This window comes from Pseudomonas fluorescens group sp., assembly GCF_020093335.1.
In the GTDB taxonomy this organism is placed as follows: Bacteria; Pseudomonadota; Gammaproteobacteria; order Pseudomonadales; family Pseudomonadaceae; genus Aquipseudomonas; species Aquipseudomonas petroselini.
In genome coordinates this window covers 51,741-70,453 of sequence record NZ_JAIOKW010000006.1, presented here as the reverse complement: position 1 = coordinate 70,453, position 18,713 = coordinate 51,741, and the positions used below count along the sequence as shown (strand labels likewise).

At 62.3% G+C, this 18,713-nt stretch carries 22 protein-coding genes and 1 pseudogene; 7 read left to right on the top strand and 16 right to left on the bottom strand.

What is annotated here, in order from left to right; genetic code table 11:
- Positions 1-1,281: a serine--tRNA ligase gene (gene serS / locus K7431_RS09075; protein WP_012724933.1), complete on the top strand. Its 1,281-nt coding sequence runs from the start codon at positions 1-3 to the stop codon at positions 1,279-1,281.
- A complete protein-coding gene (gene cysG / locus K7431_RS09070) occupies positions 1,282-2,676 on the top strand; it encodes a siroheme synthase CysG (RefSeq protein ID WP_012724932.1) in 1,395 nt (464 codons plus the stop codon). It begins immediately after the preceding gene.
- A 169-nt stretch (positions 2,677-2,845) separates the two neighbouring features.
- Here the strand turns inward: cysG and K7431_RS09065 are convergent, their stop codons facing one another.
- From K7431_RS09065 to tusD, 6 genes are all read right to left on the bottom strand, one after another.
- The gene (locus K7431_RS09065; protein WP_012724931.1) at positions 2,846-3,841 is read right to left on the bottom strand and encodes a glutathione S-transferase family protein; all 996 of its coding nucleotides are present in this window, start codon (positions 3,839-3,841) and stop codon (positions 2,846-2,848) included.
- Between the two features lie 88 nt (positions 3,842-3,929).
- The gene (locus K7431_RS09060; protein WP_012724930.1) at positions 3,930-4,931 is read right to left on the bottom strand and encodes a glycosyl transferase family protein; all 1,002 of its coding nucleotides are present in this window, start codon (positions 4,929-4,931) and stop codon (positions 3,930-3,932) included.
- Complete coding sequence (locus K7431_RS09055) at positions 4,928-5,263, bottom strand: TusE/DsrC/DsvC family sulfur relay protein (RefSeq protein WP_012724929.1); 336 nt, start codon at positions 5,261-5,263, stop codon at positions 4,928-4,930. The genes K7431_RS09060 and K7431_RS09055 overlap by 4 nt, the downstream gene beginning before the upstream one ends.
- Positions 5,260-5,538 carry a sulfurtransferase complex subunit TusB gene (gene tusB, locus K7431_RS09050; protein ID WP_012724928.1) on the bottom strand — a complete coding sequence of 93 codons (279 nt, stop codon included), beginning with the start codon at positions 5,536-5,538 and terminating at the stop codon, positions 5,260-5,262. Before tusB ends, K7431_RS09055 begins: the two co-directional genes overlap by 4 nt.
- A complete protein-coding gene (gene tusC, locus K7431_RS09045) occupies positions 5,538-5,888 on the bottom strand; it encodes a sulfurtransferase complex subunit TusC (protein ID WP_012724927.1) in 351 nt (116 codons plus the stop codon). The genes tusB and tusC overlap by 1 nt, the downstream gene beginning before the upstream one ends.
- 1 nt (position 5,889) lies before the next feature.
- Positions 5,890-6,282: a sulfurtransferase complex subunit TusD gene (tusD, locus tag K7431_RS09040; protein ID WP_012724926.1), complete on the bottom strand. Its 393-nt coding sequence runs from the start codon at positions 6,280-6,282 to the stop codon at positions 5,890-5,892.
- Positions 6,283-6,440: 158 nt separating this feature from the next.
- On the opposite strand from tusD, the gene K7431_RS09035 reads away from it, so the two are divergent.
- Positions 6,441-7,616, top strand: coding sequence for a CaiB/BaiF CoA transferase family protein (locus tag K7431_RS09035; protein WP_012724925.1), 1,176 nt, complete (start codon positions 6,441-6,443; stop codon positions 7,614-7,616).
- Between the two features lie 90 nt (positions 7,617-7,706).
- On the opposite strand, the gene K7431_RS09030 is transcribed toward K7431_RS09035, so the two are convergent.
- Together K7431_RS09030 and K7431_RS09025 are read right to left on the bottom strand one after the other, a co-directional pair.
- The gene (locus tag K7431_RS09030) at positions 7,707-8,201 is read right to left on the bottom strand and encodes a SprT family zinc-dependent metalloprotease (RefSeq protein ID WP_010209629.1); all 495 of its coding nucleotides are present in this window, start codon (positions 8,199-8,201) and stop codon (positions 7,707-7,709) included.
- Positions 8,202-8,329: 128 nt separating this feature from the next.
- Positions 8,330-8,932, bottom strand: a complete 603-nt coding sequence (locus tag K7431_RS09025; protein WP_012724924.1) for a Yip1 family protein — start codon at positions 8,930-8,932, stop codon at positions 8,330-8,332.
- A gap of 370 nt (positions 8,933-9,302) precedes the next feature.
- Here K7431_RS09025 and ttcA point away from each other — a divergent pair, with 370 nt between their 5' ends.
- Positions 9,303-10,127: a tRNA 2-thiocytidine(32) synthetase TtcA gene (gene ttcA, locus K7431_RS09020; protein WP_012724923.1), complete on the top strand. Its 825-nt coding sequence runs from the start codon at positions 9,303-9,305 to the stop codon at positions 10,125-10,127.
- A gap of 67 nt (positions 10,128-10,194) precedes the next feature.
- Entirely contained in the window at positions 10,195-10,866 is a 672-nt protein-coding gene (locus K7431_RS09015; protein ID WP_012724922.1) for a DNA-3-methyladenine glycosylase I, read from the top strand.
- 115 nt (positions 10,867-10,981) lie between these two features.
- Here K7431_RS09015 and K7431_RS09010 read toward each other — a convergent pair whose 3' ends face one another.
- Genes K7431_RS09010 through arsC form a run of 3 tightly spaced genes read right to left on the bottom strand, consistent with a single transcriptional unit; the run spans position 10,982 to position 12,349 of the window.
- Positions 10,982-11,401 (bottom strand): DUF2069 domain-containing protein, encoded by a 420-nt coding sequence (locus tag K7431_RS09010; protein ID WP_012724921.1) that lies wholly within the window; start codon positions 11,399-11,401, stop codon positions 10,982-10,984.
- Entirely contained in the window at positions 11,385-11,999 is a 615-nt protein-coding gene (gene wrbA / locus K7431_RS09005; protein WP_012724920.1) for an NAD(P)H:quinone oxidoreductase, read from the bottom strand. The genes K7431_RS09010 and wrbA overlap by 17 nt, the downstream gene beginning before the upstream one ends.
- Positions 11,996-12,349, bottom strand: coding sequence for an arsenate reductase (glutaredoxin) (gene arsC / locus K7431_RS09000; protein ID WP_012724919.1), 354 nt, complete (start codon positions 12,347-12,349; stop codon positions 11,996-11,998). Before arsC ends, wrbA begins: the two co-directional genes overlap by 4 nt.
- A gap of 115 nt (positions 12,350-12,464) precedes the next feature.
- On the opposite strand from arsC, the gene K7431_RS08995 reads away from it, so the two are divergent.
- Positions 12,465-12,926, top strand: coding sequence for a TlpA disulfide reductase family protein (locus K7431_RS08995; protein ID WP_012724918.1), 462 nt, complete (start codon positions 12,465-12,467; stop codon positions 12,924-12,926).
- A 79-nt stretch (positions 12,927-13,005) separates the two neighbouring features.
- Here K7431_RS08995 and K7431_RS08990 read toward each other — a convergent pair whose 3' ends face one another.
- The 4 genes from K7431_RS08990 to K7431_RS08975 all read right to left on the bottom strand — a co-directional run bounded on the left by K7431_RS08990 (position 13,006) and on the right by K7431_RS08975 (position 17,753).
- Positions 13,006-13,410, bottom strand: coding sequence for an META domain-containing protein (locus K7431_RS08990; RefSeq protein ID WP_012724917.1), 405 nt, complete (start codon positions 13,408-13,410; stop codon positions 13,006-13,008).
- Positions 13,407-13,847, bottom strand: a complete 441-nt coding sequence (locus K7431_RS08985) for a hypothetical protein (protein WP_012724916.1) — start codon at positions 13,845-13,847, stop codon at positions 13,407-13,409. The genes K7431_RS08990 and K7431_RS08985 overlap by 4 nt, the downstream gene beginning before the upstream one ends.
- A 71-nt stretch (positions 13,848-13,918) precedes the next feature.
- A complete protein-coding gene (locus K7431_RS08980) occupies positions 13,919-14,908 on the bottom strand; it encodes a 2-hydroxyacid dehydrogenase (protein ID WP_012724915.1) in 990 nt (329 codons plus the stop codon).
- A 91-nt stretch (positions 14,909-14,999) separates the two neighbouring features.
- Positions 15,000-17,753, bottom strand: a complete 2,754-nt coding sequence (locus K7431_RS08975) for a response regulator (protein ID WP_012724914.1) — start codon at positions 17,751-17,753, stop codon at positions 15,000-15,002.
- A 231-nt stretch (positions 17,754-17,984) separates the two neighbouring features.
- Between K7431_RS08975 and K7431_RS08970 the strand changes: the two are divergent.
- A pseudogene (locus tag K7431_RS08970) lies at positions 17,985-18,169 on the top strand (winged helix-turn-helix domain-containing protein); the annotation flags it as partial.
- A 16-nt stretch (positions 18,170-18,185) separates the two neighbouring features.
- On the opposite strand, the gene K7431_RS08965 reads toward K7431_RS08970, so the two are convergent.
- Positions 18,186-18,701: a DUF2062 domain-containing protein gene (locus K7431_RS08965; RefSeq protein WP_012724913.1), complete on the bottom strand. Its 516-nt coding sequence runs from the start codon at positions 18,699-18,701 to the stop codon at positions 18,186-18,188.
- Positions 18,702-18,713: the final 12 nt, after the last annotated feature.

The following is an 18,713-nucleotide window of genomic DNA, read 5'->3' as shown; positions in this document are numbered from 1 at the left end:
ATGCTCGATTCCAAACTGTTACGTAGCAACCTTCAGGACGTAGCGGACCGCCTGGCATCCCGTGGCTTTGCCTTGGATGTTGCGCGCATCGAAGCGCTGGAAGAACAGCGCAAGACCGTCCAGACCCGCACCGAAGCACTGCAGGCTGAGCGGAATGCGCGTTCCAAGTCCATCGGTCAGGCCAAGCAGCGAGGCGAAGACATTGCGCCGCTGATGGCGGATGTCGAGCGCATGGGCACCGAGCTGTCCGACGGCAAGGTCGAGCTGGAAAAAATTCAGTCCGAGCTGGATTCGATCCTGCTCGGCATCCCTAACCTCCCGCACGAATCCGTGCCGATTGGCGAAGACGAAGACGGCAACGTCGAAGTCCGCCGTTGGGGCACGCCAACAGCCTTTGATTTCGAGATCAAGGACCACGTTGCCCTGGGCGAACTGACCGGTGGCCTGGATTTCGAAACCGCCGCCAAGATGTCCGGCGCACGCTTTGCCTTGCTGCGCGGCCCGATCGCGCGCATGCACCGCGCCCTGGCGCAGTTCATGATCAACCTGCACACCGCCGAACACGGTTACGAAGAGGCCTACACCCCGTATCTGGTGCAGGCACCGGCGCTGATGGGCACCAGCCAGCTGCCGAAATTCGAAGAAGACCTGTTCAAGATCAGCCGCGACGGCGAAGCCGACCTGTACCTGATCCCTACCGCCGAAGTGTCGCTGACCAATATCGTCTCCGGCGAGATCCTCGACGCCAAGCAACTGCCGCTGAAGTTCGTGGCCCACAGCCCGTGCTTCCGCAGCGAAGCCGGTGCGTCGGGCCGTGACACCCGCGGCATGATCCGCCAGCACCAGTTCGACAAAGTCGAGATGGTGCAGGTGGTCGAGCCGTCGACCTCCATGGAGGCCCTCGAAGGCCTGACCGCCAACGCCGAACGCGTCCTGCAACTGCTGGAGCTGCCGTACCGCGTACTCGCGCTGTGCACCGGCGACATGGGTTTCAGCGCCGTTAAAACCTACGACTTGGAAGTGTGGGTGCCGAGCCAAGACAAATACCGCGAGATTTCGTCGTGCTCCAACTGCGGTGATTTCCAGGCCCGTCGCATGCAGGCGCGTTTCCGCAACCCGGAAACCGGCAAGCCGGAGCTGGTCCACACCCTCAACGGTTCCGGTCTGGCTGTAGGCCGCACCCTGGTGGCCGTGCTGGAAAACTACCAGCAGGCTGACGGTTCTATCCGCGTACCTGAAGTGCTCAAGCCGTACATGGCGGGCGTTGAGGTCATCCGCTAAATGGAATTTCTGCCGCTGTTTCATAACCTGCGCGGCAGTCGCGTGTTGGTCGTCGGTGGCGGTGAGATTGCCTTGCGCAAATCCCGGCTGCTGGCGGATGCCGGTGCGGTGCTGCGAGTGGTTGCTCCCCAGATCGAAGACCAGTTGCGTGAGCTGGTGCAGGGCAGTGGCGGGGAACTGATGTTGCGCGGTTATCAGGAGGCCGACCTCGACGGTTGCACCCTGATCATCGCGGCAACGGACGACGAGCCGCTGAACGCGCAAGTGTCCAGCGATGCCAAGCGTCGTTGCGTGCCGGTCAATGTGGTGGATGCGCCAGCCTTGTGCAGTGTGATCTTCCCGGCGATCGTCGACCGCTCACCGTTGGTGATTGCCGTGTCCAGCGGCGGCGATGCGCCGGTGCTGGCGCGCTTGATCCGCGCCAAGCTGGAAACCTGGATTCCGTCCACTTACGGCCAATTGGCCGGGTTGGCGGCGCGTTTTCGTGCCCAAGTCAAAGGGTTGTACCCGGATGTGCAGCAGCGTCGTGCGTTCTGGGAAGAGGTGTTCCAAGGCCCGATTGCCGACCGCCAGTTGGCCGGGCAGGGCGATGAAGCTGAGCGCCTGCTGATCGAAAAGGTCAATGGCGCGCCACCTTATGCGCCGGGCGAGGTCTATCTGGTCGGTGCCGGCCCGGGTGATCCCGACCTGCTGACCTTCCGCGCCCTGCGTCTGATGCAGCAAGCTGACGTGGTGCTGTATGACCGCCTGGTCGCGCCGGCGATCCTCGAACTGTGTCGCCGTGATGCCGAGCGCATCTATGTCGGCAAGCGTCGCGCCGACCACGCGGTGCCGCAAGACCAGATCAACCAGCAACTGGTGGACCTGGCCAAGCAAGGCAAGCGCGTGCTGCGCCTCAAGGGTGGCGATCCGTTCATCTTTGGTCGTGGTGGCGAAGAGATCGAAGAACTGGCGGCCCATGGCATCCCGTTCCAGGTGGTGCCGGGGATCACGGCGGCCAGCGGTTGCGCGGCATATGCCGGGATTCCGCTGACCCACCGTGATTACGCGCAGTCCGTACGCTTTATCACCGGGCATTTGAAGAATGGGACGTCGGACCTGCCTTGGCAGGACCTGGTGGGACCCTCGCAGACCCTGGTGTTCTATATGGGTTTGATCGGCTTGCCGATCATCTGCGAACAGCTGATCAAGCACGGGCGTGCGGCGGATACACCGGCGGCGTTGATCCAGCAGGGCACCACGTCCAACCAGCGCGTGTTCACCGGCACCCTGGCGGATTTGCCGCGCATGGTGGCGGAGCATGAAGTGCATGCACCGACGCTGGTGATCGTCGGTGAAGTGGTGGTGTTGCGCGAGAAGCTGAAGTGGTTCGAAGGCGCACAATCCCAGGTCTGACAGCGCTATTGTAGCTGGCAGGCTTTCTGTGGTGAGCGGGCTTGCCCCGCGCTGGGCAGCGGAGCGGCCCCAAAACCAGACGTCGAGTTCTTTCTGAAAAAACTCGGCGTTTTTACTGGGGCCGCTCCGCAGCCCAGCGCGGGGCAAGCCCGCTCACCACAGTAACTTATCAGCTGCAGACGCCTTTGCTGTTCAGTTGTGACCGATCATGCGCAGTATCAAACGCTTGCAACGGCCCCTTCGGCACAATTCCCGTCGGGTTGATCGTGCGGTGACTGGCATAGTAATGCCCTTTGATATGCTCGAAATCCACCGTCTCGGCCACCCCCGGCCACTGATACATTTCCCTCAGCCAATTCGACAGGTTCGGATAGTCCGCAATCCTGCGCAGGTTGCATTTGAAGTGGCTGTAATACACCGCATCAAAGCGAATCAGCGTGGTGAACAGCCGCACATCCGCTTCAGTCAGGTATTCGCCTGCCAGGTAACGATGGTCGCCTAAATGCTGTTCCAGGTGATCCAGCTCCGCAAACACATCATCAAACGCACTTTCATACGCCTGCTGTGAGGTGGCAAAGCCTGCGCGATACACGCCGTTGTTCACCGCTGGGTAAATACGTTCGTTCAACGTGTCGATGGTCGTGCGCAGCGGCTCGGGGTAGAAATCCAGAGTGTTGCCGGTCAATTCATTAAAGGCACTATTGAACATGCGGATGATCTCCGCCGATTCATTGCTGACGATGCGCTGCAGCTTTTTGTCCCACAGCACCGGCACGGTGACGCGTCCGGTGTAGTCCGCAGTGTCGGCGGTGTAGCGCTGGTGCATAAACGCAAAGTCGTCGAGTTTGTCGCCGGTCGAGCCATGGGCCTTGTCGAAGGTCCAGCCGTTTTCGAGCATCAACCAACTGACCACGGACACATCGATCAGGCTTTCCAGGCCCTTGAGCTTGCGCAGGATGAGGGTGCGATGCGCCCACGGGCAGGCCAGGGACACGTAAAGGTGGTAGCGACCGGCCTCGGCCTTGAAGCCGCCTTCGCCACTCGGGCCGGGCGCGCCATCGGCGGTCACCCAGTGGCGGCGTTGCGCTTGTTCGCGTTGGAAAGCGCCATCTGCGCTACTTTCGTACCACTGGTCTTTCCAGTGTCCTTCGATCAGCAAACCCATGACTGGCTCCTTGGCTAATAAGCGTTGGAGCCCAGTCTAAAGGGATGAGTTCGAACTAAAAGCGCAAATACCGGGCGTGAATAATCGATTAAATCGATTTGTCCCGTGCGGCCCAATACTGCTGGGCCAATTCAAAGGCCTGCTCCCTTGGGTGGCCCAGGCCGCGCAAGGCCAGGGCCATGGTGGCGATCAGCGCCAATTGCGGGTAGCTGTCCTCAACGTCACCGCGCCACACGGCCTTCAGGTGTTCGGGTTCGAGCGTGGCCGGCTTGACGTGGCGTTGGGCGGAGAGGGCGGGCCATTCTTCGTCCCAGCTTTCGCCAGCGGTGGTGCCGTACAGATGGCTGAGGGTGTCAGGGTTGATCTCGACCTCGCCGCCATCCCCTTTCACCACAATCACATTGTCACCCAGCAGGCCGCTGGCATCGCGGTGCACGCCCTGATAACCCGGATGGAAAATGCTTTGCAGCCCCAGGCGTGCCTGCAGCGGGTTGAGCAGGCGCGCCAATGAGTGGATTGGCGAGCGCAGGCCCAGGGTGTTGCGCAGGTCGATCATGCGCTGCAATTGCGGCGCCCAATCACCCAGTGGAATAAACGCCAGGTTGCCTTGCGCATAGGCGGACTCGACCTGCTGCCAGTTACGGCACAGCGGGATCTGCAAACCTTCGAGCAATTGCTCGGTGTACAGCCGGCCCGCCGTGTGTGCGCCACCCCCGTGCATGAGGATGCGCACGCCGTTCTGCGCCAGGCACTTGGCCGCCAGCAGGTACCACGGCAAATGGCGTTTCTTGCCGGCGTAGGTGGGCCAGTCGACATCCACGTTCAGTGCCGGGGCGTGCAGACGCTCGCGCACGGCTTCGGTGAAGCCTGCAAGTTCCTCTGGGCTTTCTTCTTTGTGGCGCAACAGCATCAGGAAGGCGCCGAGCTGGGTGTCCTCGACTTTTTCGTCGAGCAGCATGCCCATGGCCTCGCGGGCCTCTTCGCGGGTGAGGTTGCGCGCACCGCGCTTGCCTTTGCCGAGGATGCGCACGAATGGCGCAAACGGGTGCTCGGCAGGCGTTTCAAGGGTCAGTGGGGCAAAGTCGGTCATAAGCAATTCGTCGGCCTGGGCAGGCCCGCCAGCTTGGCGGCGAGTTTGGCGGGAGTGCCGTTGAACAGTTTGTTGAGGTGCAGGCTGTTGCCCTTTTCCGGGCCCAGTTTCAAGGCGGTGTACTTGATCAACGGGCGCGTGGCCGGGGACAGCTGGAATTCGGCATAGAACTGACGCAGCAGCGTGAGGATTTCCCAATGGTCCGCGGTCAATTCCAGGGTTTCGGCGGCGGCCAGGGCGTTGGCCACCTCATCGGACCATGCGTTGAGGTCAACGAGGTAGCCGTCCTTGTCCAGTTCCAGAGTGCGTGCGCCAACGGTCAGGGTGTTCATAGCCAGCTGTTGACCTTGTCGTAGTCGAGCGACAACTGCACGAAGCCTGGGTAATCCACGCTATCGGCCCAATCCGGGAGCGGCAGGTTGCGTGCCTGCATGTCCTCGGCCAGCACAAAGACTTTCACGCCTTTGGTGTGCAGGGAGGGGCTGTGGAGCCCGTAGGCGCCATCGCCGCAGAGCAGGATGGCGTCTTCGGCGCCGCAGATACGCAGGCAGCTGTCGAGGCGGCTATCGGTAAACGGGGAGTGGGAAACCACATGGAGAGTCGACATCAGAGGGTAATCACCTGGTCGTAACGGTCAATCAGCGCGGCGATCGCGGCACTGTCCAGCGGCTCGGCGCTGACGGGCATTGTGAGGCCACGCGCGGCCAAGCTGTGGCGGCAGGCGAACACCTCATCGATGCCGAACAGGCCCAGCGCCTGGAGGTTGGCGCTGAGGTCTTTTTGCTGCACGGCCTTGGCGTCCTGGTGCGGCGCCAGTTGGAACACACCGTCATCGAGGAACAGCAGGCCAATCGGCAGATCGAAGGCGCCACCGGCCAAAACGATGTCCAGCGCTTCGCGGGCGCTTGGCCCGGACCACGGCGCCTGGCGGCTGATCACCAATAGGGATTTGGACATGTCACGGCCCTCCAAAACAGATCAGGCGGTCGGCGGCCTGGGTGGCGTCGTGCAATTGCCCCAAACCCGACAGCTCCCAAGGCGCCTCGAGGTTGACCGCGCTGCGTTGATAGCGCGTGGCCTCCTCCTGGTTGAGCACGCCACGGCGCAAGGCGGCGGCGATGCACACCACGCTATCAAGCTGGTGCGCGCTGACAAACTCGCGCCATTGGTGCGCAATGTCTTGTTCGTCCTGGGGCACAACGAGGTTATTGGACGCGCTGTAGACGCCGTCCTGATAGAAAAACAGCCGCACAATCTCATGCCCGCCGGCCAGCGCCGCCTGGGCGAACAGCAGGGCGCGGCGCGAGGAGGGCGCGTGGGCGGCGGAAAACAGTGCAATCGCAAACTTCATGGAACACTCTGCAAGCAAACGTCGGCCAATGATAAAGCCGTCGCCCTGAAAAAGCCCGCCGTGATCAAAACGGTCACTGTCGATGACTGTTCCGGCGATTGCCGGTAGGCGCAAGGCTGCCTAGTCTGTGGGCATTCAAATGCCGAAATGGAGTTTCCATGTCAGGTCCCTTGGCGTCACTCAAAGTGTTGGATTTTTCCACCTTGCTGCCTGGCCCATTCGCCTCGTTGATGCTGGCGGACATGGGCGCGGAGGTGCTGCGCATCGAATCGCCCACGCGCATGGACCTGTTGCGCGTCCTGCCGCCTCACGACCAGGGCACGTCAGCCAGCCATGCCTACCTCAACCGCAACAAGCGTAGCCTGGCGCTGGACCTCAAGCAGGCCGAGGCGCTGGAGATCGTACGGGCGCTGGTGAAAGAGTACGACATTGTGCTCGAACAGTTCCGACCAGGGGTGATGGAGCGGTTGGGGCTGGGATATGAGGCATTGAAGGCGATCAACCCCCGGTTGATCTATGTGTCGATCACCGGGTACGGCCAGACCGGGCCCTACAAGGACCGCGCCGGGCACGACATCAATTACCTGGCGCTGGCCGGGGTGGCCAGCTACACCGGACGCCAGGACACCGGGCCGTTGCCGCTGGGCGTGCAGTTGGCGGATGTGGGCGGCGGTTCGCTGCATGCGGTGGTGGGGCTGCTGGCGGCGGTTATTGCCCGGCAGCAGAGCGGGGTCGGCCAATACTTGGACGTGAGCATGACCGACTGCTCGTTCAGCCTGAACGCCATGGCCGGCGCGGGTTACCTGGCGTGTGGGGTGGAACCGGAGCGGGAAGGCCACGTGCTCAATGGCGGCAGCTTCTACGACTATTACCGCTCGCGGGATGGGCGCTGGATGTCGGTGGGCAGCCTCGAACCCGCGTTCATGCAGCCATTGTGTGACGCGTTGGGGCGTCCGGATTTGGTGTCGATGGGCCTGAGGCCTGAGCAGCAGCCAGCGCTGAAGCAGGCGCTGCAGGTCGAGTTTGAGAAGCGCAGCTTTGATGAGTTGTGCGCGTTGTTCGCCGCGGTGGATGCGTGTGTGGAACCGGTGCTGAGCTTGCGTGAGGCGGTGGAGCATCCGCAGCTGAAGGCGCGGGGGTTGGTGAGCCAGGTGCCACGGGGCGATGGCTCGACCCAGGCGCAACTGGCCTGCCCGCTGAAGTTTTCCGAGGGGTTGCCTGAGCCCAGGCATATGGGCGCTGCGGTTGGGGCGCACAGTGATGAGGTGTTGGCGGAGTTGGGGTTCAGTGCCCAGCGCATAGAGGACTTGCGGCGGGCCAGGGTTGTAGGGTGACTGAGCAGACGCCATCGGGAGCAAGCCCCCTCCCACATTTTTACCCTGTTCATCCTTTGCATGTGGGAGGGGCCTGCGCCGATGAGGCCCTTACTCCACGCGGGTTTCCCCGGTAAACACCAAGGTCTGGCGACACCGCCGACACAAATACCGCCGCCCCTGAGCCACCATGCCATGGCGCTGTGACGAAAACGGAAAGTCACTGTCCGCACACGGGCATCGGTAGATATAGCGAGTCACCTGGCGGCGCTTCACTTCATAGGTGTGGCAACGGTCCGGCGGCAGTTCATAGACCCCGCGCATGATCAATTGCCATTCCTCGCCATGGGGCTGGATGCGCTCGCCGAACAATTGGTGGGCAATCAGGTGCGCCACTTCATGGGCCACGGTCTGTTTGAGGAAGTGTTGGCTGTTTTCACGGTACAACTGTGGGTTGAAACGCAGCAGGTTCTCGTGCAAATGCGCGACACCGGCCTTCTGGCCCCGCAGCTTGAGGCTGACCTGGGGGCGTTTGAAGCTTCGTTTGAAAAAGGATTCGGCTTGCAGGAAACAATCTTCGACGCGGGTATTGAGTTGCTCGGGCATGCTGTACATATCTCCAGAGACGTCCAGTATGCCGCAAAGCTGGGTGTTTCCGAATCTGTCAGGCGCCGAATGGTCATGCATAACGCACAAAGCCACCTTTCGGTGGCCTTGCCTACGGATTTATCCGCTCAGTTGGTGTAGATCGGACCCACGCCCAAGCCCCAGACGATCACGGTAAACGCCATGATCGCCACCAGTACCACCAGGCCCACGGCCAGCACCGAGCTGGAAAACAGGAAACCCTCGTCCGGGTCGATGCTCATGAACGTCGGCAGCCCCACGTACAGCAGGTACACTGTGTAACAAATGGCCGCCGTGCCCACCACCATGCCCAGCCACATATGCGGATAGAGCGCGGCCAGTCCGCCGATGAACAGCGGCGTGGCGGTGTAGGTGGCAAACGCCACGCAGCGCGCCATGCTGGGGTTGGCATCGTAGGTGCGTGCCATCCAGTGAATGAACGCCCCCATCACTGCCACGCCGCCGAGCATGGCGGCGTAGGACATGAGGGTCATCCACAGTGCGCTTTCCTGGGTCAGCATCACCGGTGCGCGGTTGCCGATGACCCAGCCGACCTGGGTAGTGCCGATAAAGGCGGATACGGCGGGGATTGCCGCGAGAATCAAGGTATGGGTGAGGTACATGTGGCCGATGCTTTCTTCTTTATCGCCACGGATTTCCCGCCATTCCTGGTCGGGATGGGTAAACAGCCCCACGACGTGATGGATCATGCCAGTCACTCCTGTCGTTGTTACCATCGCCCCCCATCGGAGCGCCCACGGGCCAAATGGCCTCAAAGGTCCTGGATACATGTGCGACCTCTAGTCGCAGTATAGGAAGGGATGACCGGAATGACTGTAAGGCCTTTAGAGCAAATTGCGCTGTAAACACGGGGGTTAATCGCGGCGGGGTCTGTAGGTGGCGATGTGATTCAAGGCGGGAGGGGTGGGCTTTCATCGCCTATCCAATGGGGCTGCTGCGCAGCCCCGCGCGGGGCAAGCCCGCTCACCACAACAAGCCCACTCCCACATTGGAACTCAGCGGGTCATGAAGGTAAAATACCCGGCTTTTCGTCACACACCTTTTGCGGATCCAAGCGCCATGGGCACTCTTACGGTCAACCAGAACAAACTGCAAAAACGCCTGCGTCGCCTGGCCGGTGAAGCGGTCGCCGATTTCAATATGATCGAGGACGGCGACAAGGTCATGGTCTGCCTCTCCGGCGGCAAAGACAGCTACACCCTGCTCGACGTGCTGCTGCATCTGCAAAAGGTCGCGCCGATCCAGTTCGAGATCGTCGCCGTCAACATGGACCAGAAACAGCCAGGTTTTCCTGAATATGTGCTGCCGGCCTATCTCAAAGAGTTGGGCGTCGAGTACCACATCGTTGAAAAAGACACCTATTCGGTGGTCAAGGAACTGATTCCGGAAGGCAAGACCACCTGCTCGCTGTGCTCGCGCCTGCGCCGTGGCACGCTCTACACCTTCGCCGATGAGATCGGTGCGACCAAGATGGCCCTGGGTCATCATCGCGATGACATCGTCGAGACCTTCTTCCTCAACATGTTCTTCAACGGCTCGCTCAAGGCTATGCCCCCCAAGCTGCGGGCCGATGACGGGCGCAACGTGGTGATCCGCCCGCTGGCGTATTGCAACGAGAAAGACATCCAGGCCTACTCCGACTTCAAGCAGTTCCCGATCATCCCGTGCAACCTGTGCGGTTCCCAAGAGAACCTGCAGCGCCAGGTGGTCAAGGAAATGCTGCTGGACTGGGAGCGCAAGACCCCAGGTCGTACCGAAAGCATCTTCCGCAGTCTGCAGAATGTGATCCCCTCGCAGTTGGCCGACCGCAACCTGTTCGACTTCGCCAGCCTGAAGATTGATGAAACCGCCGCATCGCGCTTCGTTAATGTTGTGAACCTCTGAGCTGATTCGATGCTCTGACACACGGCGCTCGCGGGCGCCGTTTTCAATTCAATTGCCAGGAGAGGGCATGCGCGATTACAAGTGGCTGCACGAATATTGTCTGAACCGCTTCGGTTCGGCGGCCGAGTTGGAAGCCCATCTGCCGGTTCCCAAGACTGCGGCGCAGTTGCGCAAGATCAGTGATGATCGCTACCTGTCGACCCTGGCGCTGCGCGTGTTTCGTGCGGGCTTGAAGCACAGCGTGGTCGATGCCAAGTGGCCGGCGTTCGAACAGGTGTTTTTTGGCTTCGACCCGGAAAAGGTCGTGCTGATGGGCGCTGAGCACCTGGAGCGGCTGATGCAGGACACGCGGATCATCCGCCACCTGGGCAAGCTCAAGAGTGTGCCGCGCAATGCGCAGATGATCCTCGACATCGAGCAGGAGAAGGGCAGCTTCGGCGCGTTTGTCGCCGACTGGCCGGTGACCGATATCGTCGGACTGTGGAAGTACCTGAGCAAGCACGGCCATCAACTCGGCGGGCTGTCAGCGCCGCGTTTCTTGCGCATGGTCGGCAAGGATACGTTTGTGCCGAGTGATGACGTGGTCGCCGCGCTGAACGCGCAGAAGATCGTCGATAAGGCGCCGACCAGCCTGCGCGACCTGGCGACGGTGCAGGGCGCGTTCAACCAGTGGCATGCCGAGAGTGGCCGGCCGATGTGCCAGTTGTCGATGATGTTGGCCTACACCGTCAACCACTGATCAGCGCTTATTGTGGCGAGGGAGCTTGCTCCCGTTGGAGTGCGAAGCGCTCCCAAACGATCTTGGGGCTGCTGCGCAGCCCAACGGGAGCAAGCTCCCTCGCCACAGGGTGTGATCAGTTGGGTTGCGAATCAACGGCCAGGCGGCGATTGAGCTGATGCCGCCACCGTACATACAACAACGCCGTACAAAACACCGCCAGGCTCGCCAGCATCTCCAGCACCCCGAACCCTTGCCGGTTCGGGTCGTACGCCGCCAGCGCGCCCTTGATGAAATACAGGTTCACCACAAAGCACATCCACGAATGCCCGCGTGCGCTGCCCAGCAGCATGCCCGGCGCCAGCACCAGCAGTGGCACCAATTCGATCAGCAGGATCACCCACGGCCGTGCGCCGTGCAGGTCAGCGACGAACAGGTAGTACACGCAGAGCAAACCCACCAGGCCAAAAAACGCCAGCAGGCTCAGTGCCCGGGCCACCTTGACCCGTGGCTCGAGCCACGCCTGGGGCGGCAGGACCTTAGGCTTTCTGGCCACGGCCGTTCTCCAGCAGCGTGGCAGTGTTGGCCAGGCGCAGGCCAAGGGCGCGGCACAGGGCGATTTCGTGTTGATCGAGCAGGCGCTTGCCGTCCGGCCCCGCATGGTGGCTGGCACCATACGGCGTGCCGCCGCCCTGCGTATCGAGCAACGCTTGTTCGCTGTAGGGCAGGCCGGTGATGAGCATGCCGTGGTGCAGCAACGGCAGCAGCATCGACATCAGCGTGGTCTCCTGGCCGCCATGCAGGCTGGCGGTGGAGGTAAACACACCGGCCGGCTTGCCGACGAGGGCGCCGGTAAGCCACAGGTTGCTGGTGCCGTCGAGGAAATACTTGAGCGGCGCAGCCATGTTGCCGAAGCGGGTCGGGCTGCCCAGGGCCAGGCCCGAGCAGTGCTTCAGGTCATCGAGGCTGGCATACAGCGCGCCTTCCTCCGGAATGCTCGGCGCCACGGCTTCGCACTCGGTGGAGATCGCCGGCACGGTGCGCAGCCGGGCTTCCATCCCGCCTTGCTCGATGCCCCGGGCAATCTGCCGGGCCATTTCGCTGACCGAGCCGTTGCGGCTGTAATACAACACCAGCACATACGGCGACGTCACGGCAGGATCTCCACTACGTTTTCCGGCGGACGGCCAATGATGGCTTTGTCGGCGGTCTCCAGGATCGGGCGTTCCATCAGCTTCGGGTGCGCGGCGATGGCAGCGATCAATTGGGCTTCGCTGAGGCTGGCGTCGGCCAGGTTGAGGGTCTTGTATTCGTCTTCACCGCTGCGCAGCAGTTGGCGCGCGCTGATCCCCAGTTTGCCTAGCAACGCCTTCAACTGTGCGGCGTCCAGCGGGGTTTCCAGGTAACGCACCACGGTAGGCGTGAGGCCGCGGGCTTCCAGCAGTTCCAGCGCACCGCGGGATTTCGAGCAGCGCGGGTTGTGATAAAGCGTCAGATCGGTCATGTGCGGGTCGCATCTTGCGTAAGGTGGCGGGTATTCTACCCGCGCAGCGACCCGTCCTTAAACCGTAAGAGGCGATAGGTCGCAGCCAACGTTCATTTTTGCGAAGGATTACCCCATGACAAGGCGACTGATCGGTGCATTGGCGATCATCACAACCCTGCTGCTCAGCGGCTGCGGTAACGATTACGGCGTTGACCAATATGGCCAGAAAGTGGCGGCCGAGCGCTTGGACAAGCAGTGGCTGGTGGTCAATTACTGGGCTGAATGGTGTGGCCCGTGCCGCACGGAAATCCCCGAGCTCAATGCCTTGGCCGAACAACTGAAGGCGCAGAACGTGGGCGTGTTCGGGGTCAACTTCGACAATGTGCAGGGCGCCGAATTGAAGGAAGCCAGTGAGAAGCTGGGCATCAAGTTCACGGTGCTGGCGCAGAACCCGGAGGGGATCTTCGATATTCCACGCAGCGAGGCGTTGCCGGTGACCTACATCATTGATGACAAGGGCAAGGTGCGCGAGCAGTTGATGGGTGAGCAGACGGCGGAAGGGGTGTTGGCCAAGCTCAAGGCCTTGCGCGGTTAAAGCCACAACTCAAAACAACTGTGGGAGGGGGCTTGCCACCTCCCACATTTAGCTTCCATCAATCCATAGATTGGGAAAATCAGCCTTCTTCGAGCCACAGGCGAATCGGCTTGCCTTCGGCCGGCCAGAACCGCGTCTGTTCGATCGGCGAGATGTCCCAGCGCTGCACGCCTTGCAGGGCCTGGAAGAAGCGGTGTTCCTGTTCCATCAGGGCTTCGCCGCAGAGTTTGCGAGTGCTGCCGATCTTGCCGAAGCTGAGCGTGTCGCCCTCCAGGGTGTACGGCGCAAACCAATGGTTGCAGCCGCCATTGCCGTAGGCGCGGCCATCGTCGCCGAGGGTGACGGTCAGGTGCGCGTAATCCATCAGCGGCCGTTCGCCAATCCATTCCACCACGTAGCTGTGATCCTGCTTGAGCTTGACCGAGCCCCCGGCACAGCCCGTCAAGGCCGCACCGACGGCGGCGAGCAGAAGCAGGCCTTTCATTGTGCGGCCTTCTGGCATTTAGGGCAGCGGTGCTTGTCGCCCTCGCTGGCCCAGCCCAACTCGACGATCCGCGCATTGGCGGCCGGTTGCAGCGGCGCTTTGGTCAGCTTGGTTTCCACCGCAAATTCGAACTCCAACACCGCCTCGCAGCTGTCGCAGTTGACCTTCCAGGTGTGAATCTCCAACTCGCCGAACTTCGGCCCCTGGGCCATCGCGACCCACTGGCCCGCCGGGCGGATGGAGTAGCGCGCGTCACCTTCGACGGTGAGGCGCATCGACAGGGTTTTACTGCCGCGCAGGGTGACGATCAGCACGTCGCCATGCTTGATCGAACCACCGTTGCCAGTCACCTGGTAACGGCCCGGCACCAGGGCGCGGCATTCGATCAGGGTGTGTTGCGGGCTCAGCAAACTGAAGCGGAAATCGTGTTCGGCCATGGATCCTCCAAATAGGCGCGGCATCCTATCACGGGTGCCGGCTCATCATGAGCCTGGTATGTGACCGCTGATCATCCTTCGACCAGGTTCTGCGCCCGGCCCTCGGCCCAGGCGACAATGTTGGCCAACGTGGTACCGGCGATGGCCGCCAGGGCTTCGCGGGTGAGAAACGCCTGGTGGGCGGTGATGATCACAGTGGGGAAGGTCAGCAGGCGCGCGAGGACGTCGTCCTGCAGGGGCAGGTCGGAGCGGTCCTCGAAAAACAGCTGCGCTTCTTCCTCATACACATCCAGCCCGAGGTAGCCGAGTTGGCCGTCCTTGAGCGCCTCGATCAGCGCCGGGGTGTCGACCAGCCCACCGCGGCCGGTGTTGATCAGCATCGCGCCGGGCTGCATCTGCGCCAGCGAGCGGGCGTTGATCACGTGTTTGCTGTCGGCGGTGAGCGGGCAGTGCAGGCTGATGATCTGCGCCTGGGCCAGCAATTCGGGCAGGGTTACGTAGCGCGCGCCCAGGGCCTCGACCTGCGGATTGGGGAAGGGGTCATAGGCGAGCAGTTGGCAACCGAAGCCGGCCATGATCTTGGCGAAGGTGGCGCCGATCTGGCCGGTACCGACCACGCCGACGGTCTTGCCCACCAGGTCGAAACCGGTGAGGCCATGCAGGCTGAAATCACCATCGCGGGTGCGGTTGTAGGCGCGGTGCAGGCGGCGGTTAAGCGCGAGGATCAGCGCGACCGCGTGTTCGGCCACCGCGTGGGGCGAATAGGCCGGCACGCGCACGACGGTCAGGCCCAGGCGCTTGGCGGCGGTCAGGTCCACATGGTTGTAGCCCGCCGAGCGCAGGGCGATCAGCCGCGTGCCGCCCTTGGCCAACAGTTCCAGCACCGGGGCGCTGAGGTCGTCGTTGATAAACGCGCACACCACTTCGTGGTGTTCGGCCAGGGCCACGGTGTCGAGGTTGAGCCGGGCGGGCTGGAACTGCAGCGCCAGGCCTGGCGGCAGCGGCTCGCCGAGAAAGCTGTCGCGGTCGTAGGTTTGGCTGCTGAAAAAAATGACGCGCATCAAAAAGCTCCCTGCAATTAATCCGTCGCAAACGCTGATCAATGGTGGGAGGGGGCTTGCTCCCACATTGACCAAAGCCCATAAAATGTATTCAGGCGTTAACCCGCGCTTCACTCGCCAGCCGGGCAATGGCCATGTCCAGCTCGTCCAGCGCGTGCTGGGCCTTGGCGTCGTCCTGCTTGAGCAGGGTTTCGGCGCGGTGGCAGGCGGCGCGCAGTTGCGGTACGCCGCAGTAACGGGTCGCGCCGTGCGGGCGGTGCACACGTTCGATCAGGGCGCTGTTGTCGTTGGCGTCGCGGGCAATGGTGATGGCCAGGCGATCGGCCTCCAGGGAGGCCAGCAACATGGCGAGCATATCCGCCGCCAGGTCAGCCTTGCCGGCGGCCAGGCGCAAGCCTTCTTCATGATCCAGCACCGGCAGTTGCACGCCGGGGCCGAGGCCGTCGGTGGAGCGTTCCGGGCCTTGATTGCGCAGGGCCAGACCGGTCCATTTCAACACCACCTGGGCCAGTTGCCGCTCGCTGATGGGTTTGGTCAGGTAATCGTCCATGCCGCTTTGCAGCAAGGCGCGTTTTTCGTTGGCCATGGCGTGGGCGGTAAGGGCAACCACCGGCAATGGCGTGCCGCTGCGCTCGCTTTCCCACTGGCGGATCGCCTCGGTGCTTTGGCGGCCGTCCATGCCGGGCATCTGCACGTCCATCAGCACCAAGTCGAAGGTGTCCTGTTTCACCGCGTCGATGGCCGCATACCCGCTTTCCACCGCACGCACCCGTGCGCCCATGTCTTCCAACAGGGTCTGCACCAGCAGCAGGTTCGCCGGGTTGTCGTCCACGCACAGCACGCGCGGCGCCCGGCTGGAGAGCGGCTCGCCCGGTTCGCTGCGCGACGGGCGTGGGCTGATCAGGTCGGACAACGCACGGCGCAGTTTGCGCGTGCACGCCGGCTTGGCCTGCAACTGGCTGTTGGGGTTGGGCACCGATTGGTTGAACAGCATCTGTTCGGTGGTGGGGCACAGCACCAGCACTTTGCAGCCCAGGTGCTCAAGGTCCCACAAGTGCTGGTTGAGGCGCTCGGGCGGGATGTCATTGGCGGTCACGCCGAGGACCGCGAGGTCAATCGCCTGGTCGGTCTGGTGGGCGCTGGTGATGCCGTTGGTCAGGCTTTCAAGGCTGGTGAACGGCGTGACTTCCAGGCCGCAGTCTTCCAGTTGATGCTGCAGCGCCTGGCGCGCCAGCTCGTGGTTTTCCAGCACGGCCACGCGATGGCCCAGCAGCGGCGCGGACGGCAGGTCTTCAACGTCGTCACGGGTCTTGGGCAGGTTCAGGCTGATCCAGAACTCCGAGCCTTCGCCCGGCGTACTGTCGACGCCGATTTCACCGCCCATCTGCTCGATCAGGCGCTTGGAGATCACCAGCCCCAACCCGGTGCCGCCGGGCTGGCGCGACAGTGAGTTGTCAGCCTGGCTGAAGGCCTGGAACAGCGCGCGCACGTCCTGGCTCGACAGGCCGATGCCGGTGTCTTGCACGCTGATGCGCAATTGCACGCTGTCTTCCTGCTCGTCCTCGATCATCGCCCGGGCGACGATGGTGCCTTCGCGGGTGAACTTGATCGCGTTGCTGATCAGGTTGGTGAGGATCTGTTTGAGGCGCAGCGGGTCGCCCACCAACGCCAGCGGCGTGTCGCGGTAGACCAGGCTCACCAGTTCCAGCTGTTTCGCATGCGCGGCGGGGGCAAGGATAGTGAGGGTGTCTTGCAGCAAGTCCCGCAGGTTGAACGGGATGCTGTCGAGCACCAGCTTGCCGGCTTCGATTTTTGAGAAATCGAGGATTTCGTTGATGATGCCCAGCAGGTTGTCGGCGGATTTTTCGATGGTGCCCAGGTAATCGAGCTGGCGCGGCGTGAGTTCGCTCTTCTGCAGCAAGTGGGTAAAGCCGAGGATGCCGTTGAGCGGCGTGCGGATCTCGTGGCTCATGTTGGCCAGGAACTCCGACTTGATGCGGCTGGCCTCCAGGGCCTCCTTGCGCGCCAGGTCCAGCTCGATGTTCTGGATCTCGATGGTTTCCAGGTTCTGGCGCACGTCTTCGGTGGCCTGGTCGATGCTGTGTTGCAGTTCTTCCTGGGCATTCTGCAGGGTCTCGGCCATGCGGTTGATGCCCGAGGCGAGTTGGTCGAGTTCCTGGCTGCCCAGCGGTGGCAAGCGGGTTTCCAGGTTGCCGTCCTTGAGTTGGGCCACGGCTTGCTTGATCTGGCCGATCGGTGAGTTGATCGTACGGCTGATGCGCAGGGCCAGCGCTGCGGTGCAGATCAGGCCGATGGCGATCAGCAGCAGGCTGGCGAACAGGCTGCGGTAGCCACGCAACAGCATGCCATTGTGGGACAGTTCCACCTCGACCCAGCCCAGCAGGCGATCGGCCTCATCCGGGATCAGGTCGCCGGCGAGGTTGCGATGGCGGCCAAACACCGGCAGCAAGTAGCGGGTGGCGTCATTGCCTGTGCGCTGCAGCAGGTGGGAACTGTTGCCGATCGGCGGCTGGTTGAGCATGGTCGGGCCGGCATGCGCGAGCGATGCGCGGTCCGGGCTGAGGAATGACACGGCGCGAACGTCCGGCTGCTCCAGGGACTGGGTGGCGATGCGCTCCAGCAGGTCGGTGTTGCGAGCGCTCAGGGCGGGCGCCACCAGCGGGGCCAACTGCTCGGCGATCATTTCGCCGCGTTGCAGCAGTTGGGTCTGCAGTTCGGAGAGCTGCATCCAGGTGAAATAGCCCCCCAGCAGTGAGGCCATCAGGCTGGTCGGTAATAACGTCAGCAACAGTACGCGGCCTTTTATCCCCATTCTTGTCAGCACGCCACTCTCCTGCTACCACATTGATATCTACGGAATTGCGCGGGCATCCGGCCCGCGCCACCTGCGCAGTGTAGCCATTTGCGCGGTGAGGAATCTTGCAAATTAATGACAGATGGCAATCTTCAAGCCAATTGGCGTCCGGCGGCGATTGGCCGCGGCGGGGGAATATTGAGTAATCAGCCATTAAGAATGACTGGCAGAGACTAATGAATCCCGCAGCAGTCCGCCTACCTGCATCGCAACAGCGAAGAAGTGCTCAGCAAAGCCTTTCTATATCAGCACGTGCTGCAACGCGGTTATGCCTCCATGACAGCAGCCTCGGCATGCACATCAGCCAGACCCGCCGTAAGCTCAAGGCCATCGGCTACACCGAGCGCGAAGTGCGCAGGGTGTGGGGCAAGGGTTGCGCGTGCAGTTGCGCTTGCGGGCCTGCTAGGCGCGGCGTTGTTTGCGCTTTTTCCACTGATGGGCAACCCACCAGCGCCAATAGCCCATGGTCAGGCAGTAGGCGAGGGCGCCCAGCACCAGCCCCAACACCACTGAACCGAGCAGGAACGGCTGCCATAAGGTGCTCAGTTGGCCGCTGATCCATTCCCAGGTCAGGTCATCGGGCAGGCTGCGGGGCGGCACATTCATCAGCCAGGCGCCGGTCATGTAGGTGCAGATAAAGACCACCGGCATGGTAATCGGGTTCGTCAGCCATACCAGGCTGACCGCGATGGGCATATTGCCGCGCACCGTGATCGCCAGGACCGCCGCCAGCAGCATCTGCAAAGGAATCGGGATAAAGGCCGCGAACAAACCCACGGCCATTGCGCGTGCGACCGAGTGGCGGTTGAGGTGCCAGAGGTTCGGGTCATGCAGCAACGTGCCGAGAAACTGTAATGACTTGTGTTCCCGGATACTGCTGGGATCAGGCATGTACCGTTTGAATAAGCGCCGGGGCATAAGGGGTCCAGG